The sequence below is a fragment of the Pseudomonas sp. yb_9 genome (assembly GCF_043103635.1).
Lineage (GTDB): Bacteria > Pseudomonadota > Gammaproteobacteria > Pseudomonadales > Pseudomonadaceae > Aquipseudomonas > Aquipseudomonas monteilii.
In genome coordinates, this window is the sequence record NZ_JBICKA010000071.1 from 24,814 (window position 1) to 43,713 (window position 18,900).

An 18,900-nucleotide genomic window follows, 5' to 3' on the forward strand; every position below is an offset into this window, starting at 1 on the left:
CGGGGGGCTTGCCTACCTCGCTGTCATCAGTGTGTCCGACGCTGTCCAGCCGCCGCCCAACGCCTTGTAAAGCGCAACACTGGCCTGCAAACGCGCCTTGCGCAGCCGTACCCGTTCGGCCTGTGCTGTAAACAGGCTGCGTTGCGCTTCCAGCACGCTGAGCAGGTCTTCGGCCCCGGCCCGGTAGCGGTTCTCGGCCAGATCGAACGCGCGTTGCGCTTGGGTGAGCGCTTCATGCTGCCAGTGTGTCTGGCGGTCCAGGCCGTCGACGCTGTTCAAGGCCTTCTCGACTTCGCCGAAACTGGTGATCAGCACGTTGCGATAGGCCTCGAGCAGCTCGTCCTGGCGAGCGATGGCGCGATCACGCTCGGCGCGCAAGGCGCCATTATTGAAAATGGGCGCCGTCAGACCGGCACCGAGGTTGAGCGCCGGATTGCGCAGCAGGTCGATGGCTTTTCTGTCGCCAGTGGCCAGGCTGGCCGTCAAGCTCACCGTGGGGAACAGTGCTGCCCGCGCAACGCTGACATCCGCCTGAGCCGCCGCCAGGCGCGCCTCTGCGCCAGCGATATCCGGGCGGCGCGTCAGCAGTTGGCTGGGAATGCCGGCGGCAATGCTCGGGCCGCTCAGTTGATCGAAAGGCTGATCGGCCAGTTCCAGCGCCTGCACCGGCGCGCCAAGCAGGGTTGCCAGGGTGATCTGCGCATCGCGGGCCTCTTGTTGGTAGAGCGGTAACTGTTGTCGCTGGTTGGCCACAAGGCTCTCTTGCTGTGCCAGTTCCAGGGCAGTCGACGACCCGGCCTGGAATCGTGTGCGCACAAGGCTCAGGACCTTCTCGGCGTTTTCCAGGTTAAGCGCGGCGATGCGTGCCTGCTCACGAGCGGCGAGGGCGCTCAGGTAAGTATCGGCAACGCTGCTCGTCAGGCTCAGTTCGAGCGTGTCTCGGTCACGTGCAGTGGCTTGCAGGCCAAGGCGGGCACTGTCACGCGCAGCGGCATTTTTACCCCAGAAGTCCAGCTCGTAGCGGGTCGTCAGGGCCGTGTTGAAGTAGCGGTAGGTCCGCTCGCGGTTCGACGTGTCCTGCTCGCTGTACCCTTGGCCTCGTAGCAAGCGCTGGTGATAGGCGTCGGCGCTGGCGTCGAGGCGCGGTAGCAGGGGGGCGCCGGCAATACGCAGGTCGGCCTGTGCCTGCCTGACCCTGGCCATGGCGGCGCGCAGGTCATGGCTGCCCTGGCGAGCCTGCTCGATCAGTTGGCTCAGTTGAGCGCTATTGAACGTTGTCCACCACTGCGCGGAGGCCGCCGTGCCGCCAGCCGGACTTTGCCAGCTGGCAGGTGCAGCGATACCGCTGTCCAGTGGCGCGGGGGTGTGGCTGCAAGCACTCAGGATGGTCAGCAGCGGTAGCAGTAAAAACGGGGTTCTGGTCATGGTCATTCACTGGTCAGGGCGGCGACAGGGTCGAGGGCGGCGGCTTTGCGCGCGGGCATGAAACCGAAGATGACGCCCGTGGCTACCGAGCAGGCGAAGGCACCCACTATCGCCAGGGCAGAAAACGCCACGGCCACCTTGGCCAGGCTGAGAACCACGCCGATCAGCAACGCCAGGCAGACGCCGATCAGGCCGCCGGTCAGCGAAAGCACCACGGCTTCAGTCAGGAACTGGCGCAGGATGTCGCGCTGTCGGGCGCCGGTGGCAATGCGGATGCCGATTTCGCGGGTGCGTTCGCGGACGGTCATGAGCATCACGTTCATGACGCCGATCCCGCCGACCAGCAGCGAAATGGCGGCAATGGCGCCAAGCATCAGGGACAACCCGTTGCGTGTCGCCGCCTCGGCCTGGATCATCGCCGCGCTGTTGTCGATCTCGAAGTCTTCAATGCCACCGTGCAGGCTCAGCATCAGTTGGCGTATTGCGCGTTCGGTGTCATGCACCTGGGTGCTGTCGGCGGCACCGATGATCACGTATTCCGGGTGTTGCGTGCCGGAAAGACGTATGGAAACCGCTGAGTACGGCACGGCGATGCGCAGGTCGTTTCGCTGGTTGGCGCCACTGGAGCCTTTGCTGGCGAGCACGCCGATCACCTGAAACGGCACGTTCTCGATGAGGATGTACTGGCCGATCGGGTCCTGGCCGTCGACGAACAGCTTCTTGCGCACCTCCGAGCCGATCACCGCCACGGTCGCAGCCGTGGCCAGGTCGTTGTCGGTAAAGAAGCTGCCTTCGCTGACGGGCCAGCTCATCAGCGTCGGGAACACAGGCGAATAGCCACCGATGGTCGACTCCAGGTCACGATTGCCAAAGCGCACCTGCGCCTCCACTGTCATGGCCGGCATGATGGACTTCACTTGCGGTAGCTCGGCCAGCGCCTGCACGTCGCTGAGGCGAACGTTGCCGGGCGGAGCGCGCGGTGTTGGAGGGGCACCGTTCATGAAGATGATGTTCGAGCCGAACGCGCCCATCTGGGCCATGACCTGGCGCTTGCTGCCTTCACCCACCGCCAGCATGACGACCACCGACGCGACGCCGATGATGATTCCCAACAGGGTCAGCGCGGTGCGTGTGCGGTTGCTCCACATGACCCGCCAGGCGGCTTGCAGGGCGTCCCAGGTTTCGCCCAGCCATGGGCTGCCCTGGCTGTCGGCACGCACCAGGCGCCCGGCCAGATCGACGGCTTGCAGCGCACCTGGGCGACGCGGTGGCGGCGCCTGGTCGGCGCCGCTGTCACTGATCACTTCGCCGTCGCGGATCTCGATGATGCGCTGCGCCCGAGCGGCCACATCGCGGTCGTGGGTGATCAGGATCACCACATGGCCTTGCTCGGCCAGTTCATCCAGCAGGCGCATGACCTCGGTGCCACTGTGGCTGTCCAGCGCACCGGTGGGCTCGTCCGCCAGGATGATGTGGCCGCCGTTCATCAATGCCCGGGCGATGGACACCCGTTGTTGCTGGCCGCCTGAAAGCTGGCGCGGGCGATTGCCGGTGCGCTCGCCCAGGCCCAGGCGTTGCAGCAGGGCCTTGGCCCTTTCGGCGCGCGGGGCCGCCGTGGTTCCGGCGTAGATCGCCGGCATCTCCACGTTCTCCTGCGCCGAGGCGGAGGGGATCAGGTGATAACCCTGAAACACGAACCCGAACGCTTCGCGGCGCAACCAGGCCAGTTCGTCATTGCTCAGGCCGGCAACATCCTGGCCGGCGAAGCGATACTGCCCGGCGCTTGGGCGGTCGAGGCAACCCAGGATGTTCATCAGGGTCGACTTGCCAGAGCCTGAGGTGCCGACGATGGCGATGAATTCGCCGGCATGGACTTTCAGGTCGATGCCGCGCAACACATCGACCTTGGGGCTGTCGCCGCCCCCGTAGGATTTGCGGATGCCGACCAGCTCTATCAGCGGAGTGCTCATGTCAACCCTCACCGCCGACAGGGCCGATCAGCAGTTTGTCACCTTCGGCAAGCCCATCGAGTATCTGCACGCGCAGGCGGTCGCTGAGCCCGGTACGTACCTGGCGCGTCTGTACGTCGCCTTTGCCGGTCAGAACATGGGCAGTCTGCAGCCCCTCGCCCTGGCCGCGTCCCTGAAGCGCCGCGATGGGCACGGTCAACACATCCTTGGCAGATCCGGCGACGAAGAACACTTGGGCAGTCATGTCGGCCATCAGCGCGTTGTCATCGTTGTCGACATCCAGCAGCACGGTGTAGAGCACCACGCGGCCGGTCCCGCTGCCGCTTGCCGTACCGGCGGCAACCGGGCTGCCGCCGCCCTGGCTGAGCTGATCCAGCGGTTTGGGCGGGATCGGCAGAATCTGCCTGACGGTGCTGGTCCAGCGCCTGCCGCCGCTGCCCAGGGTGGTGAAGTAGGCTTGCATGCCGGTCTTGACCTGGCCGATGTCGGCTTCAGAGACCTCGGCCCATACCGTCATCGGCGACAGCTTGGCGATCCGCAGGATCAGCGGGGTGCGCTGTTGCGCGTTCAGGGTTTGCCCTTCTCGGGCATCGACAGCGACCACGGTACCGCCGATCGGGGCGTAGATGCGGGTGTAGCCGAGCTGAGCCTGCGCGCTGCGCAACGTGGCCTGCGCCTGGAGAATCTGCGCCTCATACATGTCGATGCGCGCCTGGGTTGTCAGCACCTTGGCCTGGGCCGTCTGCACATCCTCTTCGCGCGTGGCGCCGTCGCTGGCCATCCGCTGCTGGCGACGCAACTGTTGTTCGGCCAGGAGATGCTCGGCACGCTGCTCCTTGACCTGCGCTTTCAGGGTCTGGATGGCATAGCGCTCGGCATCCAGCTGGGCCTGTTGCGTGGCAGGGTCGATCTCCACCAGCAGTTGCCCCTGCTTGACGGTGTCACCGACTTCTACGTGCAACGTGCGGATCTGCCCGGAGGCCTGCGCGCCCACGTCGACGTACTGACGGGGCTGCAGGGTGCCCAGCGCGGTGACACTGGATTCGATGTTGCCACGGCTGACGCTGACGAACGGCCGCTGCTCGGCCTCTCCGGGCAACAGTTGCCAGGTGGCGAATGCGGCCACCGGAATAAGGCACAGCGCGAGCGTTACGGCACGACGGGTAAGGCGTTGAGGGATCATGCAGGATTTCCGACCATGAGAGGGCCGCTGTCACCAAGGATCAGCTAGGGAGGCTGCCGATTAAACGAAAGCGATCAGCGCGGATTTAGCGGGGAACGCGCGTTGCGGGCGTGGAAATGTAACAACGTCTTTAAGCTTGATGAGAATTATTATATTTTATGCGCCAGCGGTGCCATTACTTGGCCTGCAGCGGTCTTCTATCATCATCGGACAACAGGGAAAGCGCTTCGATGCCGTCTTCGGGTGTACTGCTCGAGCATTACTACCGTGAACTGGTCGGGTTCCTTCGTTCGCGTCTGGGTAGCCACCATGCTGCTGAAGATATCGCGCAGGAGGCGTATCTGCGGGTACTCGAGCGGTGTGACGACACGCAGATCTCCCATCCCCGCGCTTTCCTTTACCGCACCGCCCTTAACCTGGTCACCGATGGACATCGGCGCAACCAGCTTCGTCGCGCCGAGCCTCTGGAGGTTCTGGAAACCGATGAGCGGTTCTTCGTCGCCCCCGTGCACGGCGCCTGTCGCCAGGAAGAACGCCTGGAGTTGCTGCAGCGTGCAGTGGCGCAGCTGAGCGAAACCTGCCGGGCGTGCTTCTTGCTGCGCAAGCTCGAAGGCCTGTCACATGCGGAGATTGCCACGCGTCTGGGCCTGTCCAAGGCCATGGTGGAGAAGCACATCGTCAACGCCATGAAGCATTGCCGGCTGCGTATGCGTGAGTGGGCCGAGGCCTGAGCGCACGTTCGGCTTGTCGGCCCACTTTTCGATAGCGTCAGCTGCCTGACGAGGTACCGAATGTGAGGGTGCCCTTCATCATGGTGGAGTGGAAAGGGTAGGAGCAGAAGAACGCGTACGCCTGGCCTGCCTGCAGCATGCCGGTGTCGAAAGTGACCGAATCTTTTTCGCCACCACCGATCAGTCGGGTATGGGCGAGCACGCGCTTGTCGCCCGGCTGGAGGTAGTTATCGGCCTCACCTGCCGCTGCGCCATCGGTGGTCACGCCTTTGATGTCGTCCTTTTTGGCCAGCACCCAGTTGTGGCCCATGATATTCCTGGGCAGTGTGCCGGTGTGCAGCAAGTTAACGGTAAAGCGTTGGCAGGTCTGCGGTACGGTGATCGTTTTCAGGTCGTAGGTCATCTGGTCGGTACTGTGAATGTCTACCGAACAGGGCTCGGCGGACCATGCGACGCTGGACAGGGTCAGGGCGAAAAAGGCTAGGGCCGGGCGAAACATCTGGGTTCTCCGCGAATGTAAGAGGCGATGCCTTGGGGCATGAGCCTCCTTTAAACGAAGTGCGAGCGTCTGGGTTTAGGCGCGCGGTTACCTGCACGGCTTGATGGGGTGAGCGCAAGTGGCATACCGGAGTACCGGGCTAAAGGCAAATGCAAATTCCGTCAGTCAATCACTTGATTTATGCGGCGTTCCCGACTTCTATCAAAGTAGACCGCTGCCAGGCATGGCCTTGGCATGAGCCTTAACGGGCGCAGTAAGGTCATGGAATGTACCCATTACCCAGCTGCCCAGGCCCGACCATGGCAAACAAGACCCTGCGCATTCTCATTGCCGATACCCACCCCTGCCAGCGGTTGCAGCTGGAGCGGCTGCTCAATGGCCTGGGCTACTACCGGATCGCCCCCGTTGACAGCTTCGAGGAGCTGCAGCGTTTGGTGCAGTGCGCCTTGCAGCCTTTTCACTTGCTGCTGGGCAATATCGAACTGGCCAGCCATGCCGGGGTAGACCTGGAGCGTTTTTGTCGCGTCAGTACCCAGATCCAGCACGCCCTGCTTTACCATTCCAGCCAGTTGAAAGTGCCTGCGGTACCGCAGGCCGAGCGCCAGGCGGTCAGCCTGAGCCTGCCGCAGGTGCCCGACAACGAGGCGCTGGAGTCATTCATGGCGATCATCGACGGACCGATGCTGGTCGGCAAGTTGCCGCTGCCGGGCGCCATGCCGACGGCTACGGCCAGGCCACGGCCGCGGGCCAACTTCGCGCACACGGTGTTCAACCGCTAGCGGCGCAGCAGGCGGGGCAACGGGGCAGCTATTTGCTATCCTCTTGCCCTTTGCCGATTTGCGGACCCTGCCATGACTGCCATCGATACCGCTCGCCCGCCCCGGTTCAGCCGCGGCGACCATCGGACCCTGGGACTGGCGGCACTGGGTGGCGCGCTGGAAATCTACGACTTCATCATTTTCGTATTTTTTGCGCTGACCCTCAGCCAGCTGTTCTTCCCGCCCGAGATGCCAGAGTGGCTGCGCCTGCTGCAAAGCTTCGGGATCTTCGTCACCGGCTACCTGGCGCGGCCGCTGGGCGGCATCCTGATGGCGCACTTCGCCGACCACCTGGGGCGCAAGCGGGTGTTCAGCCTGAGCATCCTGATGATGGCACTGCCATGCCTGCTGATCGGGGTAATGCCGACCTACGCCGACATCGGCTATGCCGCGCCGTTGATCCTGCTGGCGCTGCGCATCCTCCAGGGCGCGGCCGTGGGGGGCGAGGTGCCAAGTGCCTGGACCTTCGTCGCTGAGCACGCGCCTGCCGGGCGGCGTGGGTATGCCTTGGGCTTCTTGCAGGCCGGGCTGACCTTCGGCTACCTGCTGGGGGCACTGACCGCGACGTTGCTGGCGCAAGTGTTCACGTCGCAGGAAATCCTCGATTACGCCTGGCGCTACCCGTTCCTGCTGGGTGGCGTGTTTGGTGTGATTGGCGTGTGGCTGCGCCGCTGGCTCAGCGAAACACCGGTGTTCCTTGCCCTGCGTGCGCGCCAGGAACAGCCGGTGAAATTCCCGCTGCGGCGGGTGCTGGGCGAGCACCGCCGGGCGTTGATTCCGGCGGCATTGCTGACCTGTGTGCTGACCTCGGCCGTGGTGGTGCTGGTGGTGATCACCCCCACGGTAATGCAGCAACGCTTTGGCATGAGCGCCGGGCACACCTTCGCCCTGAGCAGCGTGGGTATTGTTTTCCTCAACATCGGCTGTGTGCTGGCCGGGCTGCTGGTTGACCGCGTGGGTGCCTGGCGTGCGCTGATGCTCTACAGCCTGTTGCTGCCGCTGGGTATCGGTGCGCTGTACGCCAGCCTGGTGGGGCAGTGGGAGATGACCTGGCTGGCTTATGCGCTGGCGGGGCTGTCCTGCGGCGTGGTCGGTGTGGTGCCGTCGGTGATGGTTGGACTGTTCCCGGCCGAGATTCGCGTGTCGGGCATTTCCTTCACCTACAACGTGGCCTACGCGCTGTGGGCCAGTACCACGCCGCTGGCGCTGATTGCGCTGATGCCGTGGAGCCCGTGGGTGTGTGTCGGTTTTTGTCTGGTCATGGGCACGGCGGGGCTGCTGACAGCCTTGTATTTCGGGCATCGGGAGCCATTGGCGTTCGCGGCGGAGCCGATGCCGATCATGTGTGGTGACAAATGAGCCGGTGCATGTCTTGGGTTGTGCAGCAGGGCATAAACCGAGCGCCGCCCGCGCGGCGCATCGCGAGCTACGCTCGCTCCTACGTTTCTTTTCGGCCAGTAACGCCTGTGACAGGTGCGCGCGACCGTCTTGTTTGTACGACGCGATAGCGAGACATATACCAAGGCGCACGCGCGCAAATTCCCCAAGAATAATTGGCCCGAAACAAACGTAGGAGCGAGCGTAGCTCGCGATGCGCCGCGTAGGCGGCGCTCGATCTGATAAGCGCTGAGCCTCTCACGGCGAACACCTCGCAGCCCAGACGCAATTCACAACAAAAAGCCCCCGGCTCGTGAGCGCCGGGGGCTTTTTGTTACGGCAGGGCAGGGGCCTTACATGTTCGGGTAGTTCGGCCCACCCGCGCCCTCAGGGGTAACCCAGGTGATGTTCTGGGCCGGGTCCTTGATGTCGCAGGTCTTGCAGTGCACGCAGTTCTGCGCGTTGATCTGGAAGCGCTTGTTGCCGTCTTCCTGGGTGACTACTTCGTACACGCCTGCCGGGCAGTAGCGTTGTGCCGGCTCGTCGTACAGCGGCAGGTTGCTGGCGATCGGCACGTTCGGGTCGGTCAGCTTCAGGTGGCAGGGTTGTTCCTCTTCGTGGTTGGTGCTGGAGAGGAATACCGAGCTGAGCTTGTCGAAGCTGAGCTTGCCGTCCGGTTTCGGGTAGTCGATCTTTTTCGAGTCGGCCGCGAGCTTGAGGCAGGCGTAGTCCGGCTTGGTGTCGTGCAGGGTGAACGGCAGCTTGCCGCCGAACCAGTTCTGGTCCACATAGTTGAACGCGGCGCCCAGCAGCGGGCCGAACTTGTGCATGGCCGGGCCGAAGTTACGGCTGGCGAACAGTTCTTCGTACAGCCAGCTCTCCTTGAAGGCGCTGACGTAGCCGTTCAGCTGGTCACCGCCCTCGCTGCCGGCGAGCAGTGCGTCGGCCACCGCCTCAGCGGCGAGCATGCCGGACTTCATCGCCGTGTGGCTGCCTTTGATCTTGGCCACGTTCATGGTGCCCAGGTCACAACCGATCAGCGCGCCACCATTGAAGACCATTTTCGGCAGCGAGTTGATGCCGCCCTTGGCCAGGGCGCGGGCGCCGTAGCTGATGCGTTTGCCGCCCTCGAGGTACTGGCTGATCACCGGATGGTGCTTCAGGCGCTGGAACTCATCGAATGGCGATAGGTAAGGGTTGGCGTAGGACAGGTCGACGATCAGGCCGACCACCACCTGATTGTTTTCCAGGTGATAAAGGAACGAACCACCGGTGTTGTCCTTGGCCATCACGTCCAGCGGCCAGCCAGCGGTGTGCACCACCAGGCCCTGCTCGTGCCTGGCCGGGTCGATTTCCCAGATTTCCTTCAGGCCGATGCCGTAGTGCTGCACATCGGACTCGCTGTCCAGGTTGAAGCGCTTGATCAGCTGCTTGCCGATGTGGCCACGGCAACCTTCGGCGAACAGGGTGTACTTGCCACGCAGCTCCATGCCAGGGGTGTACATGCCGTCTTTCGGGTTGCCTTCACGGTCCACACCCATGTCACCGGTGACGATGCCGCGCACCACGCCGTTTTCATCGAACAGCGCTTCCTGGGCGGCGAAGCCCGGGTAGACTTCCACGCCCAGGTTCTCGGCCTGCTGGGCCAGCCAGCGGCACAGGTTGCCCAGCGAGATGATGTAGTTGCCTTCGTTGTGCATGGTCTTGGGCACGAACAGGTCAGGCACCTTGGTGGCGCTGCCGGCATCCTTGAGTACGTAGATGTCGTCACGCTTCACTTCGGTGTTCAGCGGCGCGCCGAGTTCCTTCCAGTCGGGGAACAGCTCGTTCAGGGCGCGGGGCTCGAACACTGCGCCGGAGAGGATGTGGGCGCCCACTTCAGAGCCTTTTTCCACCACGCAGACGCTGATTTCGCTACCGGCTTCGGCGGCCTTCTGCTTCAGGCGGCAGGCGGCGGACAGGCCCGCCGGGCCGGCGCCGACGATGACCACGTCGAATTCCATGTATTCGCGTTCCACTGGTTCTCTCCTACTCATCAAGGCTCGTGCTGTTGCTTTGTCTTATGGGGGCTTGCGCGCAGTGGCTCATCACGGGAGCGGAACTGTAGCTGCGCAAATGACGGACTACACCGTTTTGTCTTGGCCGCGCATTATATCTACACCACTTGGCGGGTCCAATACAAACGTTTGTTTGAATTTGCCGCAGGCCAGTAAAATCACAGGAGCGCGGCTGGAGGGTGACCGATTTGCCGTATTGACCGGATGGGGTGTTACGGTCAAGATACGAGCGGTTTTACGTTCGCCGTAGGCTTGCAGCCGGGCGCAGGTACACCTCTAAAGACCAGGTGTGGAGCAGGGTTTTGCGGCCTTTGGCCGGTTTGTAGTGGAGTTTACACGCCACGACAGAAAATGACCCGTGAGTATTCGTCGCAATGGTCCGAACAAGACTGTTCGGTCACTGTGAAGTTATTGCCTCCCGATACGTTTTTAGAGGTGCCCTTGTACCCACGCGCATCGCAGGGCTCAGTCCCAGGCGACTATCTATTCACCGGAGAGTAACGAGGAATCCATGAAGGTTCTTGTAGCTGTCAAACGAGTGGTCGACTACAACGTCAAGGTTCGCGTCAAGGCGGACAACTCCGGCGTCGACCTTGCTAACGTCAAGATGTCCATGAACCCCTTCTGCGAAATCGCCGTGGAAGAGGCTGTCCGCTTGAAGGAAAAGGGCGTTGCGACCGAGATCGTCGTCGTTTCCGTCGGCCCGACCACTGCCCAGGAGCAACTGCGTACCGCCCTGGCCCTGGGTGCAGACCGCGCCATCCTGGTAGAAGCCGCTGACGAACTGAACTCCCTGGCCGTGGCCAAGGCGCTGAAAGCCGTTGTCGACAAGGAGCAGCCACAGCTGGTCATCCTCGGCAAGCAGGCCATCGACAGCGACAACAACCAGACTGGCCAGATGCTGGCTGCGCTGACCGGCTTTGCCCAAGGCACCTTCGCCTCCAAGGTTGAAGTGGCTGGCGACAAGCTGAATGTCACCCGTGAAATCGATGGCGGCCTGCAAACCGTTGCGCTGAACCTGCCAGCCATCGTCACCACCGACCTGCGCCTGAACGAGCCGCGCTACGCGTCGCTGCCGAACATCATGAAGGCCAAGAAGAAGCCGCTGGAGACTGTTACTCCGGACGCGCTGGGCGTTTCCCTCGCCTCCACCAACAAGACCCTGAAGGTTGAAGCCCCGGCTGCCCGCAGCGCTGGCATCAAGGTCAAATCGGTGGCCGAACTGGTCGAGAAGCTGAAGAACGAAGCGAAGGTAATCTAAATGACTATCCTGGTTGTCGCTGAATACGAAAACGGTGCCGTAGCCCCGGCTACCTTGAACACTGTTGCTGCTGCCGCCAAGATCGGTGGCGATGTGCACGTGCTGGTCGCTGGCCAGAACGTCGGTGGCGTTGCTGAATCTGCTGCCAAGATCGCGGGTGTGGCCAAGGTGCTGGTTGCCGATAACGCTGCCTACGCCCATGTGCTGCCAGAGAACGTCGCGCCGCTGATCAAAGAGCTGGCGAGCGGCTACAGCCACGTGCTGGCTCCGGCCACCACCAACGGCAAGAACATCCTGCCGCGCGTTGCCGCGCTGCTGGACGTGGACCAGATTTCCGAGATCATCTCGGTCGAGTCTGCCGACACCTTCAAGCGCCCGATCTACGCCGGTAACGCCATTGCCACCGTGCAGTCGAGCGCTTCGGTCAAGGTCATCACCGTGCGTACCACCGGCTTCGACCCTGTCGCCGCCGAAGGTGGCTCGGCCGCTGTTGAAGCTGTTGGTGCTGCGCACAACGCTGGCATTTCGGCCTTCGTTGGCGAAGAGCTGGCCAAGTCCGACCGCCCAGAGCTGACCGCTGCCAAGATCGTCGTGTCCGGCGGCCGTGGCATGGGCAACGGTGACAACTTCAAGCACCTGTACAGCCTGGCCGACAAGCTCGGTGCTGCCGTCGGTGCCTCGCGCGCTGCAGTCGACGCCGGCTTCGTGCCGAACGACATGCAGGTCGGCCAGACCGGCAAGATCGTTGCGCCACAGCTGTACATCGCCGTCGGTATCTCTGGCGCGATCCAGCACCTGGCCGGCATGAAAGACTCCAAAGTGATCGTTGCGATCAACAAGGACGAAGAAGCGCCGATCTTCCAGGTAGCCGACTACGGCCTGGTGGCTGACCTGTTCGAAGCGGTACCGGAGCTGGAAAAGCTGGTCTGATCCGCCTGCTTCACTTATAAAGAACCCGGCCCTCGTTTCGAGGGTCGGGTTTTTTTATGGGCTGAGGAGTGAGGGATGACGTTGCGTGAAACGGGCAGGGCGCTGGCATGCATGGCGGCGCTGTTCTCACCGCTGGTCATGGCGGCAGGCAAGTGCGAGCGCCTGGTGGCAACCGGCAGCCCTGATGCACCGCCCTATTCGTGGCAAGACCCGCAAGACCCTAAACACCTGATTGGCGCCAACGTCGACCTGTTGCGTCAGGTGGCTGGCGAGCTGGGTGTAAAAGTCGAAGTACTGAGCGCAGGTCGCCGCGACCAGGCACTGGAGGAAGTGCGCAGTGGGCGCATGGATTTGTTGCTCGACACCCCCATGCAGGTGGAGCAATTGACCGCGCTGGACTACATCCACCCGCCGTTGCAGCTCAACGAGTACCTGGTGTGGACGCGTCATGATGCCCAGCTGACCTTCGATGGTCCGGCGGACCTGGCCAGGTATCAGGGCAGCTTGTCCGAGCGCGCACGGCTAACCCCGGCTTTCACCGCCTTCGCCAAGGCCCAGCTCAAGCTGGTGCCGGCGCAGAACCTTACCCAGGCCTTCCAGAAACTGGTGCTCGGCCAAGTGGACTATGTGCTGGCTGGCCGCTATTCAGGCATGGCCATGGCCCAGAGCCTGGGTATGAGCAATGACCTGATCGCCCGTGGCCTGCCGGTGGACCGGCCAGGCCTGTATCTGGCCCTTTCGCACAACTCGGCCTGCAATGACAGCTGGTTGCGTGGGCAATTGGCGAAAAAACTGACAGAATTGCCGATCTCCGGTGCGTCCGAGGCGGTCCTGCAACGAAATGTCGAGCGCTGGAAAGCGCAGTTGCAGGTGCCGGCGGACGCCCCCAAACACTAGGAAGATTGCGTGAGAACCCAACCACTAATCCTTGCCTTGGCCATGCTTGGCCTGGCTGGCTGCGCCAATGATCCGGCCCCTGACGAGCAGATGCGCATTTCCGAACAGGCCCTGGAGCAGGCCAAGGCCGTAGGTGCCATCGAGCAGGTCGAAACACTGAAGCTGGCTGAAGACAAGCTGGCCCGGGCCAAGGCCAACATGCTGACCGAAGACTACCGCGATGCGCGCATGCGTGCCGAGCAGGCCGAGCTGGATGCACGCCTGGCCGAGGCCCAGGTGCTGAACCAGAAGAGCGAAGAGCAGTTGCAGCTGCTGCAGTCGCGGGTCAAGCGCCTGCGCAAGCAACTGGAGGTGCAGCCATGATCCGCCGTACGCCGTTGGCCGCGCTGGTAGTGCTGGCGCTGGCCGCAGGCTTGCAAGGCTGTGCCAGCCAGCGCAGTTCTGCAGCGCTGGATGAGGCCAGTGCCGCCTTCGCGAAGGTCAAGGATGATTCCGATGTGCTGCGCAGTGCGCCGCGTGATGTGATCCGAGCGGGCGAGTCGCTGGCCCGTGCCGAGCGTTTGTCCAGCTACATCGGCACCGGTTCCGATGTGCGCCATTACGCTTACCTCAGCCAGCGCTACAGCGAAATTGCCCGTGAGCATGCCAAGCTGGCGCTGAACCAGGAGCGCCAGACCAAGCTCGACCTTGAGCGCCAGCGCCTGCAGCTGGCCTTGCGCGAGGCCAAACTGGCCAGCGTGCAGCAACAGGGCAAATGGGTCGAGTCGCAAATTGCGGCACTGGCCTCGGAGCAGACCGACCGTGGTCTGGTGATGACCTTGGGCGACGTGCTGTTCGATACCGGCCGTGCCGACCTGAAGAACTCGGCCAGCCGCACTGTGCTCAAGCTGGTGCAGTTCCTTCAGCTTAACCCGCGTCGGGTAGTACGTATCGAAGGCTATACCGACAGCACCGGCGCGGCAGAGGACAACCTGAAACTGTCTCGCGACCGGGCGCAGGCCGTGGCTGACATGCTGGTGGACCTGGGCATCGACGAAAAGCGTTTGCAGGTCGAGGGCTATGGGGACCAGTACCCGATCGAGGCCAACGCCTCTGAGCGGGGCAGGGCGCAGAACCGTCGGGTGGAGATCGTGTTCTCCGACGACAAGGGCAGGCTCGCGCCTGTGCGCTGAGTTCGACCCATAGAGGGGCCGCCATGCGGCCCTTCTTTTTGTCGGTTTAATCGTTTCGATAGTTATCACGCTGTTGTATTGTCGACTATGTTGCATTCTGTCCCAGTACACTTTGCAACTGTTACGGTATCCTTTATCGTCATCGAGCCGCACAAGAACAACGAGCCTGCCGCCATGACCAACCTGCTGCTGTACCAGCGTATCGCCCAGCAACTGGCCGATGACATCCGCCGTGGTGTCTACCAGCCAGGCGAGCGGGTACCCTCCGTGCGCAAGATGAGCGCCCAGCTCAATGTCAGCCATGCCACGGTGCTGCAGGCCTATGCCAACCTAGAAGATCAAGGGCTGATCCGTGCGCGGCCGCAGTCTGGCTACTATGTGCACCAGACGCCGGCCCTGACTGCGCAAACCCCCGACATCGCGCGGGTGGAGCGCCCTGGTCTGGTGACCCGTGCCAGCATCATCCAGCAAGTGCTCACCGAAGCGCGCCGTGATGGTGTGTTTCCGTTCGGCGCTGCGGTGCCGCATGTTGACTACCTGCCGGTGCGTGCCCTGCACCAGCAAATTGCCAAGGTCACCCGCTTTCACAGCCCGCGCGCGTTCAGTTACATGTTCAGCCCGGGTTTCGAGCCGTTGCGCCGGCAGATTGCCATTCGCATGCGCGATGCCGGTGTACTGGTCGACCCGCGTGAAGTGATCGTGACCCACGGATGCGTCGATGCGCTGCAAATGTCATTGCGTGTGCTGACGCGTCCGGGTGACTTGATCGCCGCCGAGTCGCCGACGTATTACGGCTTGCTGCAACTGGCGGACCTGCTGGGCCTGAAGGTGATCGAGATCCCCAGCGACCCGTCCACAGGCATCAGCCTTGAAGCTTTGCAGCTGGCGGCTAACCAGTGGTCGATCAAGGCCCTGGTGCTCACCGCGCGGCTGAGCAACCCGTTGGGTGGCACCGTCCCGGAAGAGCGGCAGAAACAACTGCTGCGCCTGGCATCGGACTTCGATATCCAGATCATCGAAGACGATATCTATGGCGAGCTGATGTTCGAGCAGGGCAAGACCAAGGCGCTGAAGGCGTTCGACCGGCTGGACCGGGTAATCTATTGCTCCAGCTTCTCCAAGACGCTGTCCCCCGGCGTACGTGTTGGCTGGATGATTGCCGGGCGCTACCAGGACGAGATCCAGCGTCTGCAAACCTTCACTACCCACTCCGCGTGCAGCGTCACGCAGATGGGGGTGGCGGCCTATCTGGAGAATGGTGGCTACGACCGGCACCTGCGCTACATCCGCCAGGAGTATCGCAAGAACCTCAGCGCCTACCAGTTGGCAGTGCAGCAGCACTTCCCCGAAGGCACCCAGATGACCCGGCCCACGGGCGGTTTCATTCTGTGGGTGAGCCTGCCCGGGCGGGTCAACACCCAGGAGCTGCATGTGCGGGCGCTGGAGCAGGGCATCAGCATTGCGCCAGGGCTGATATTCAGTAATACAGAGCAGTTCAACCACTGCATCCGCCTTAATTGCGGTATTCCGTGGAACAAGGAGGCCGAGCGTGCCGTGATTACCCTCGGCTTGCTGGCTCAGCAGTTGTGCCGGGAGCCTGCGCTCACACTTTTGTAAGGCTTGCCAGCTGCCTGTGGAACAGGGAGCATAGGCACCTTTCCTGCCAGTCTGTCCATTTGCCATGAATGTTCTACGCCGTTTTGCCCTGATCTTGTGCCTTGCACCGTTCTGCTGTGTGCCAGCCATGGCTGCGCAGCCGGCCAGCCAGGCGCCGGTAACCCAGGGCAAGCCAGTGCAGAAAAAGGCGACAGCCAAGCCTGCGCAGAAGCAGGCGGTAAAAAAAGCCGCCAACAGCAAGGCCAAGGCGCAAAAGCCGGTCAGCAAGGCGGTGGCCAAGCCACTGCCCAAGGCAAAGCTTGACCTCAGCCTGCCGGTCGATATGGTCAACTCACTTGAGCCGAACGTTGGCACCCCGTCGCCGATTCAGCGACGCAAACCCTTGCTGCCGCCCATGTTCACCGAGAAACCAGAAACCAACGACAGCCCGTTCCAGCTCAATGGCCGGCTGATCAACAACGAAATGCAGTTGCAATTGCGCAACGACAGCCGTCATGACGTTGACGGGGCGGCCATCGATTTCGAGTACCGGCAGTAGCAGTAAAACTGACTGCCGGGTCACTGCACATTTCATCGTGCCAGTAATTTCAAACGCCTGTTTGAGCGGTTACTATCCAGGGACGCTCGTCCCGTTTTGTTCCAGGGAGTCCTGACTTTGGTGAATAGCCATGAATTGCCGTGAGGGCTGTGGTGCCTGCTGCATCGCCCCGTCCATCACTTCTGCGATGCCGCGCATGCCCAATGGCAAGCCGGCGGGCGAGCGCTGCCTGCACCTGACGGCTGCCAACCTCTGCGACCTGTTTGGCAAGCCCGAGCGGCCGGCGGTGTGTGGTGGCTTCAAGGCGGATGTCGAGGTGTGCGGCAGCGACCGTGACGAGGCAATCAGGATTCTGGGTTGGTGGGAGCAGATGACGGCGGCGTGAGAGGCTGGATCTTCGACAACAAGGATAAACATGATGAGATCGTTCAAGCGTATTGCACTGCTGTGTGGCATGGGTGTTTTGCTGTCGCCGGTGGCCTGGGCCGAGAACTGGCAAGTGGCCAAGGACGAGGAGGGGATCAAGGTTTCCCTCAGTGAAGTAGCCGGTTCCAAGTACAAGGCCTATCAAGGCGTGACAGTGATCAAGGCGCCGCTGGCCAAGGTGCAAGCGTTGCAGGAAGACGTGGTCGGCGCTTGTGCATGGATTCACGAGTGCAAGTCGCAAAAGCTGCTCAAGCATGAAGGTGACCAGAGCTGGACCTACACCCAGTTCAACACGCCGTGGCCGGTGACGCCGCGTGATTCGGTGTTGCACATCACCACGGTCAAGGGGGCTGATGGCAGCTTGACCCGTAATCTGGTCGAAGAGCCGACCTATGTTCCGGAAGAGAAGGGCTTTGTGCGGGTGGCCAAGGTCGAAGGCTTCTGGAAGCTGGTGCCCAAGGGGGACAGCACCGAAGTGACCTACCAGGTGCACACCGAGCCGGGGGGGAGCGTGCCGGCGATGGTGGCCAACAAGTTCGTGGTGGATGCGCCGTTCAATACCCTGAAAGGGCTGCGGGAGCGGGCTGAGAAGAACTGAGGCCAGCGCAGGAAAAAGACCATAAAAAAGGCTGCCCAAGGGCTAATGCCAGTCAGTTAAGCTGACTGGCATTTTTCATTTTCGGGTCGGGTATTTTGCCGGCCTCTGCTTTACTACTCGCGGGAACCATCTATCAGGGCGCCGGTGGGGCAGAACGTACTGCGCAGCCGATGCCTGCAAATCCGCCAGAAAACCTGGCAGGTTACCGGGATGATTCAGTGATGTGCCATGCAGTAACCCCAAGATTGCCCAACTGCAGGCGGTAAAGCTCATTTCACATGGATACACCCCTGGGCACTGCCTCGACATCTGTACCATCTGATAGCGCAACAGGTTGTAACCCAGCAATACGCCCCACAACTCTTGCGCAATCATCTCCGGCGTTTTGCTTCTCAGCGTGTATTCGCCGCCTAGCAGTCCTTGCTCGATCTCCCGGTAGCCCAGTTCGATTTCCCAGCGCTGGCTGTAAAGATCGACGATCTCATCACCCGGGAAGCGCAGCGGATCGGTCATCGAGGTCAAGACACTCACAACCTTTCCTTTGATCGTTTTGCTCAGCAGCCGCGCCTGAGCGTCAAGCGGTAAGCCTGGCCACTGCTTGCGAGCCTGAGGCGACGTGCGCAAAACGACTAAGGCATCGTTACGCCCAAGCTTGCGTTCGACCTCATACTGAATGCCCTTTTTCAAGGGGACCAACCAGTGGCGCTGCTCGCCTTGAGATTGCCAGTGATGCAGCAAGCCCAGCGAGTAGAAACCTTTGTCGAACAGGGTTAGCGAATGGTTCGGCGTGGTGGCGATTAGCTGTTCTGCCAGCTTCATTTCACTGCTGTGGTAGCTCTCGAAAGTGCTGCTTATCAGCAGGTGGCTAGTCAGCTCCATCTGACAGACCATCCGTACCTGAGGAAAACCGCCGTCTCCATGCTGGTTGGTCGCGCCACCGTAGTACGCGCGGTTTTCCGCCGTGTCAGGCGTGTTCCAAACGACGCCATCCACGCCAAGTAGCGTCAATCCTAGCCATTGCGGGTGCAGGGTCTTTTCGTGCCATCGTTGCTGAGTAGGTGTGAAAACTTCGCGCACCGCCTCGCTACCCAACCGCTGCCGTCCTTGCACAACGGCGCTGGGCGCCACGAGTGGCCGCTTGTCGGGCAACATGATGTCCATGTGATTCACGACATCCCAGGCTGACATTCGACGAAACAACGCCATTCCGATGATGCACCACACCAGGCTTTCAAGCGGAAGGCGGCGTTTGCGAATGGTCGAGACACCCGCTGTTTCAAAAGCCTGCTTCACGATGTCCGGATCAAGCAAAGCCCCTAACCCTTCAAGGGCATTTGGCCTTGATGCCATTTCGTGAGTGAGGGACAGTGCTTTTGCTAGACGCATAAAAAATCCGATGCT

Annotated in this window: 18 protein-coding genes; 12 read left to right on the forward strand and 6 right to left on the reverse strand. The window is 62.1% G+C overall.

From position 1 onward, the window contains the following. Positions 1-12 precede the first annotated feature (12 nt). Genes ACF8MI_RS19155 through ACF8MI_RS19165 form a run of 3 tightly spaced genes read right to left on the reverse strand, consistent with a single transcriptional unit; the run spans position 13 to position 4,578 of the window. Positions 13-1,431 (reverse strand): efflux transporter outer membrane subunit, encoded by a 1,419-nt coding sequence (locus tag ACF8MI_RS19155; RefSeq protein WP_060500793.1) that lies wholly within the window; start codon positions 1,429-1,431, stop codon positions 13-15. Then, positions 1,428-3,395 (reverse strand): MacB family efflux pump subunit, encoded by a 1,968-nt coding sequence (locus ACF8MI_RS19160; RefSeq protein ID WP_104834273.1) that lies wholly within the window; start codon positions 3,393-3,395, stop codon positions 1,428-1,430. Before ACF8MI_RS19160 ends, ACF8MI_RS19155 begins: the two co-directional genes overlap by 4 nt. Before the next feature lies 1 nt (position 3,396). Beyond that, complete coding sequence (locus ACF8MI_RS19165) at positions 3,397-4,578, reverse strand: efflux RND transporter periplasmic adaptor subunit (RefSeq protein ID WP_060500796.1); 1,182 nt, start codon at positions 4,576-4,578, stop codon at positions 3,397-3,399. Between the two features lie 230 nt (positions 4,579-4,808). Here ACF8MI_RS19165 and ACF8MI_RS19170 point away from each other — a divergent pair, with 230 nt between their 5' ends. Beyond that, positions 4,809-5,309, forward strand: a complete 501-nt coding sequence (locus ACF8MI_RS19170; protein WP_060500798.1) for a sigma-70 family RNA polymerase sigma factor — start codon at positions 4,809-4,811, stop codon at positions 5,307-5,309. Between the two features lie 37 nt (positions 5,310-5,346). On the opposite strand, the gene azu is transcribed toward ACF8MI_RS19170, so the two are convergent. Continuing rightward, the gene (gene azu, locus ACF8MI_RS19175) at positions 5,347-5,808 is read right to left on the reverse strand and encodes an azurin (protein WP_016711661.1); all 462 of its coding nucleotides are present in this window, start codon (positions 5,806-5,808) and stop codon (positions 5,347-5,349) included. 299 nt (positions 5,809-6,107) lie between these two features. Here azu and ACF8MI_RS19180 point away from each other — a divergent pair, with 299 nt between their 5' ends. Both ACF8MI_RS19180 and ACF8MI_RS19185 read left to right on the forward strand, forming a co-directional pair. Further along, a complete protein-coding gene (locus tag ACF8MI_RS19180; protein WP_104834274.1) occupies positions 6,108-6,587 on the forward strand; it encodes a histidine kinase in 480 nt (159 codons plus the stop codon). A gap of 72 nt (positions 6,588-6,659) precedes the next feature. Continuing rightward, on the forward strand, positions 6,660-7,985 hold the full coding sequence (locus ACF8MI_RS19185; protein ID WP_200928655.1) for an MFS transporter: 1,326 nt from the start codon (positions 6,660-6,662) through the stop codon (positions 7,983-7,985). 371 nt (positions 7,986-8,356) lie between these two features. On the opposite strand, the gene ACF8MI_RS19190 is transcribed toward ACF8MI_RS19185, so the two are convergent. Continuing rightward, complete coding sequence (locus ACF8MI_RS19190) at positions 8,357-10,039, reverse strand: electron transfer flavoprotein-ubiquinone oxidoreductase (RefSeq protein WP_156867565.1); 1,683 nt, start codon at positions 10,037-10,039, stop codon at positions 8,357-8,359. Positions 10,040-10,571: 532 nt separating this feature from the next. On the opposite strand from ACF8MI_RS19190, the gene ACF8MI_RS19195 reads away from it, so the two are divergent. From ACF8MI_RS19195 to ACF8MI_RS19235, 9 genes are all read left to right on the forward strand, one after another. Further along, positions 10,572-11,321, forward strand: coding sequence for an electron transfer flavoprotein subunit beta/FixA family protein (locus ACF8MI_RS19195; RefSeq protein WP_014590265.1), 750 nt, complete (start codon positions 10,572-10,574; stop codon positions 11,319-11,321). Further along, positions 11,322-12,251, forward strand: coding sequence for an electron transfer flavoprotein subunit alpha/FixB family protein (locus ACF8MI_RS19200; RefSeq protein ID WP_060500809.1), 930 nt, complete (start codon positions 11,322-11,324; stop codon positions 12,249-12,251). A gap of 75 nt (positions 12,252-12,326) precedes the next feature. After that, on the forward strand, positions 12,327-13,148 hold the full coding sequence (locus ACF8MI_RS19205; protein WP_060500811.1) for an ABC transporter substrate-binding protein: 822 nt from the start codon (positions 12,327-12,329) through the stop codon (positions 13,146-13,148). 9 nt (positions 13,149-13,157) lie between these two features. Then, positions 13,158-13,511, forward strand: coding sequence for a DUF4398 domain-containing protein (locus tag ACF8MI_RS19210; RefSeq protein ID WP_392517721.1), 354 nt, complete (start codon positions 13,158-13,160; stop codon positions 13,509-13,511). Then, the gene (locus ACF8MI_RS19215; protein WP_060500815.1) at positions 13,508-14,320 is read left to right on the forward strand and encodes an OmpA family protein; all 813 of its coding nucleotides are present in this window, start codon (positions 13,508-13,510) and stop codon (positions 14,318-14,320) included. The genes ACF8MI_RS19210 and ACF8MI_RS19215 overlap by 4 nt, the downstream gene beginning before the upstream one ends. A 174-nt stretch (positions 14,321-14,494) precedes the next feature. Next, positions 14,495-15,937, forward strand: coding sequence for a PLP-dependent aminotransferase family protein (locus tag ACF8MI_RS19220; protein WP_012273358.1), 1,443 nt, complete (start codon positions 14,495-14,497; stop codon positions 15,935-15,937). Positions 15,938-16,001: 64 nt separating this feature from the next. After that, positions 16,002-16,475, forward strand: a complete 474-nt coding sequence (locus tag ACF8MI_RS19225; protein ID WP_060500817.1) for a hypothetical protein — start codon at positions 16,002-16,004, stop codon at positions 16,473-16,475. 130 nt (positions 16,476-16,605) lie between these two features. Further along, the gene (locus ACF8MI_RS19230; RefSeq protein ID WP_009684718.1) at positions 16,606-16,860 is read left to right on the forward strand and encodes a YkgJ family cysteine cluster protein; all 255 of its coding nucleotides are present in this window, start codon (positions 16,606-16,608) and stop codon (positions 16,858-16,860) included. 33 nt (positions 16,861-16,893) lie between these two features. Then, a complete protein-coding gene (locus ACF8MI_RS19235; protein ID WP_025753288.1) occupies positions 16,894-17,499 on the forward strand; it encodes an START domain-containing protein in 606 nt (201 codons plus the stop codon). Between the two features lie 75 nt (positions 17,500-17,574). On the opposite strand, the gene ACF8MI_RS19240 is transcribed toward ACF8MI_RS19235, so the two are convergent. Further along, entirely contained in the window at positions 17,575-18,885 is a 1,311-nt protein-coding gene (locus tag ACF8MI_RS19240) for an IS4 family transposase (RefSeq protein WP_200929479.1), read from the reverse strand. Between the last annotated feature and the right edge of the window lie 15 nt (positions 18,886-18,900).

Bases quoted from the DNA above. Each gene is read 5' to 3' on its own strand.
- ACF8MI_RS19220 (WP_012273358.1), top strand. From the start codon at position 14,495: ATGACCAACCTGCTGCTGTACCAGCGTATCGCCCAGCAACTGGCCGAT.
- ACF8MI_RS19170 (WP_060500798.1), top strand. From the start codon at position 4,809: ATGCCGTCTTCGGGTGTACTGCTCGAGCATTACTACCGTGAACTGGTC.
- ACF8MI_RS19180 (WP_104834274.1), top strand. From the start codon at position 6,108: ATGGCAAACAAGACCCTGCGCATTCTCATTGCCGATACCCACCCCTGC.
- ACF8MI_RS19225 (WP_060500817.1), top strand. From the start codon at position 16,002: ATGAATGTTCTACGCCGTTTTGCCCTGATCTTGTGCCTTGCACCGTTC.
- ACF8MI_RS19200 (WP_060500809.1), top strand. From the start codon at position 11,322: ATGACTATCCTGGTTGTCGCTGAATACGAAAACGGTGCCGTAGCCCCG.
- ACF8MI_RS19205 (WP_060500811.1), top strand. From the start codon at position 12,327: ATGACGTTGCGTGAAACGGGCAGGGCGCTGGCATGCATGGCGGCGCTG.
- ACF8MI_RS19235 (WP_025753288.1), top strand. From the start codon at position 16,894: ATGAGATCGTTCAAGCGTATTGCACTGCTGTGTGGCATGGGTGTTTTG.
- ACF8MI_RS19160 (WP_104834273.1), bottom strand. From the start codon at position 3,395: ATGAGCACTCCGCTGATAGAGCTGGTCGGCATCCGCAAATCCTACGGG.
- ACF8MI_RS19185 (WP_200928655.1), top strand. From the start codon at position 6,660: ATGACTGCCATCGATACCGCTCGCCCGCCCCGGTTCAGCCGCGGCGAC.
- azu (WP_016711661.1), bottom strand. From the start codon at position 5,808: ATGTTTCGCCCGGCCCTAGCCTTTTTCGCCCTGACCCTGTCCAGCGTC.
- ACF8MI_RS19165 (WP_060500796.1), bottom strand. From the start codon at position 4,578: ATGATCCCTCAACGCCTTACCCGTCGTGCCGTAACGCTCGCGCTGTGC.
- ACF8MI_RS19215 (WP_060500815.1), top strand. From the start codon at position 13,508: ATGATCCGCCGTACGCCGTTGGCCGCGCTGGTAGTGCTGGCGCTGGCC.
- ACF8MI_RS19240 (WP_200929479.1), bottom strand. From the start codon at position 18,885: ATGCGTCTAGCAAAAGCACTGTCCCTCACTCACGAAATGGCATCAAGG.
- ACF8MI_RS19230 (WP_009684718.1), top strand. From the start codon at position 16,606: ATGAATTGCCGTGAGGGCTGTGGTGCCTGCTGCATCGCCCCGTCCATC.
- ACF8MI_RS19155 (WP_060500793.1), bottom strand. From the start codon at position 1,431: ATGACCATGACCAGAACCCCGTTTTTACTGCTACCGCTGCTGACCATC.
- ACF8MI_RS19195 (WP_014590265.1), top strand. From the start codon at position 10,572: ATGAAGGTTCTTGTAGCTGTCAAACGAGTGGTCGACTACAACGTCAAG.
- ACF8MI_RS19190 (WP_156867565.1), bottom strand. From the start codon at position 10,039: ATGAGTAGGAGAGAACCAGTGGAACGCGAATACATGGAATTCGACGTG.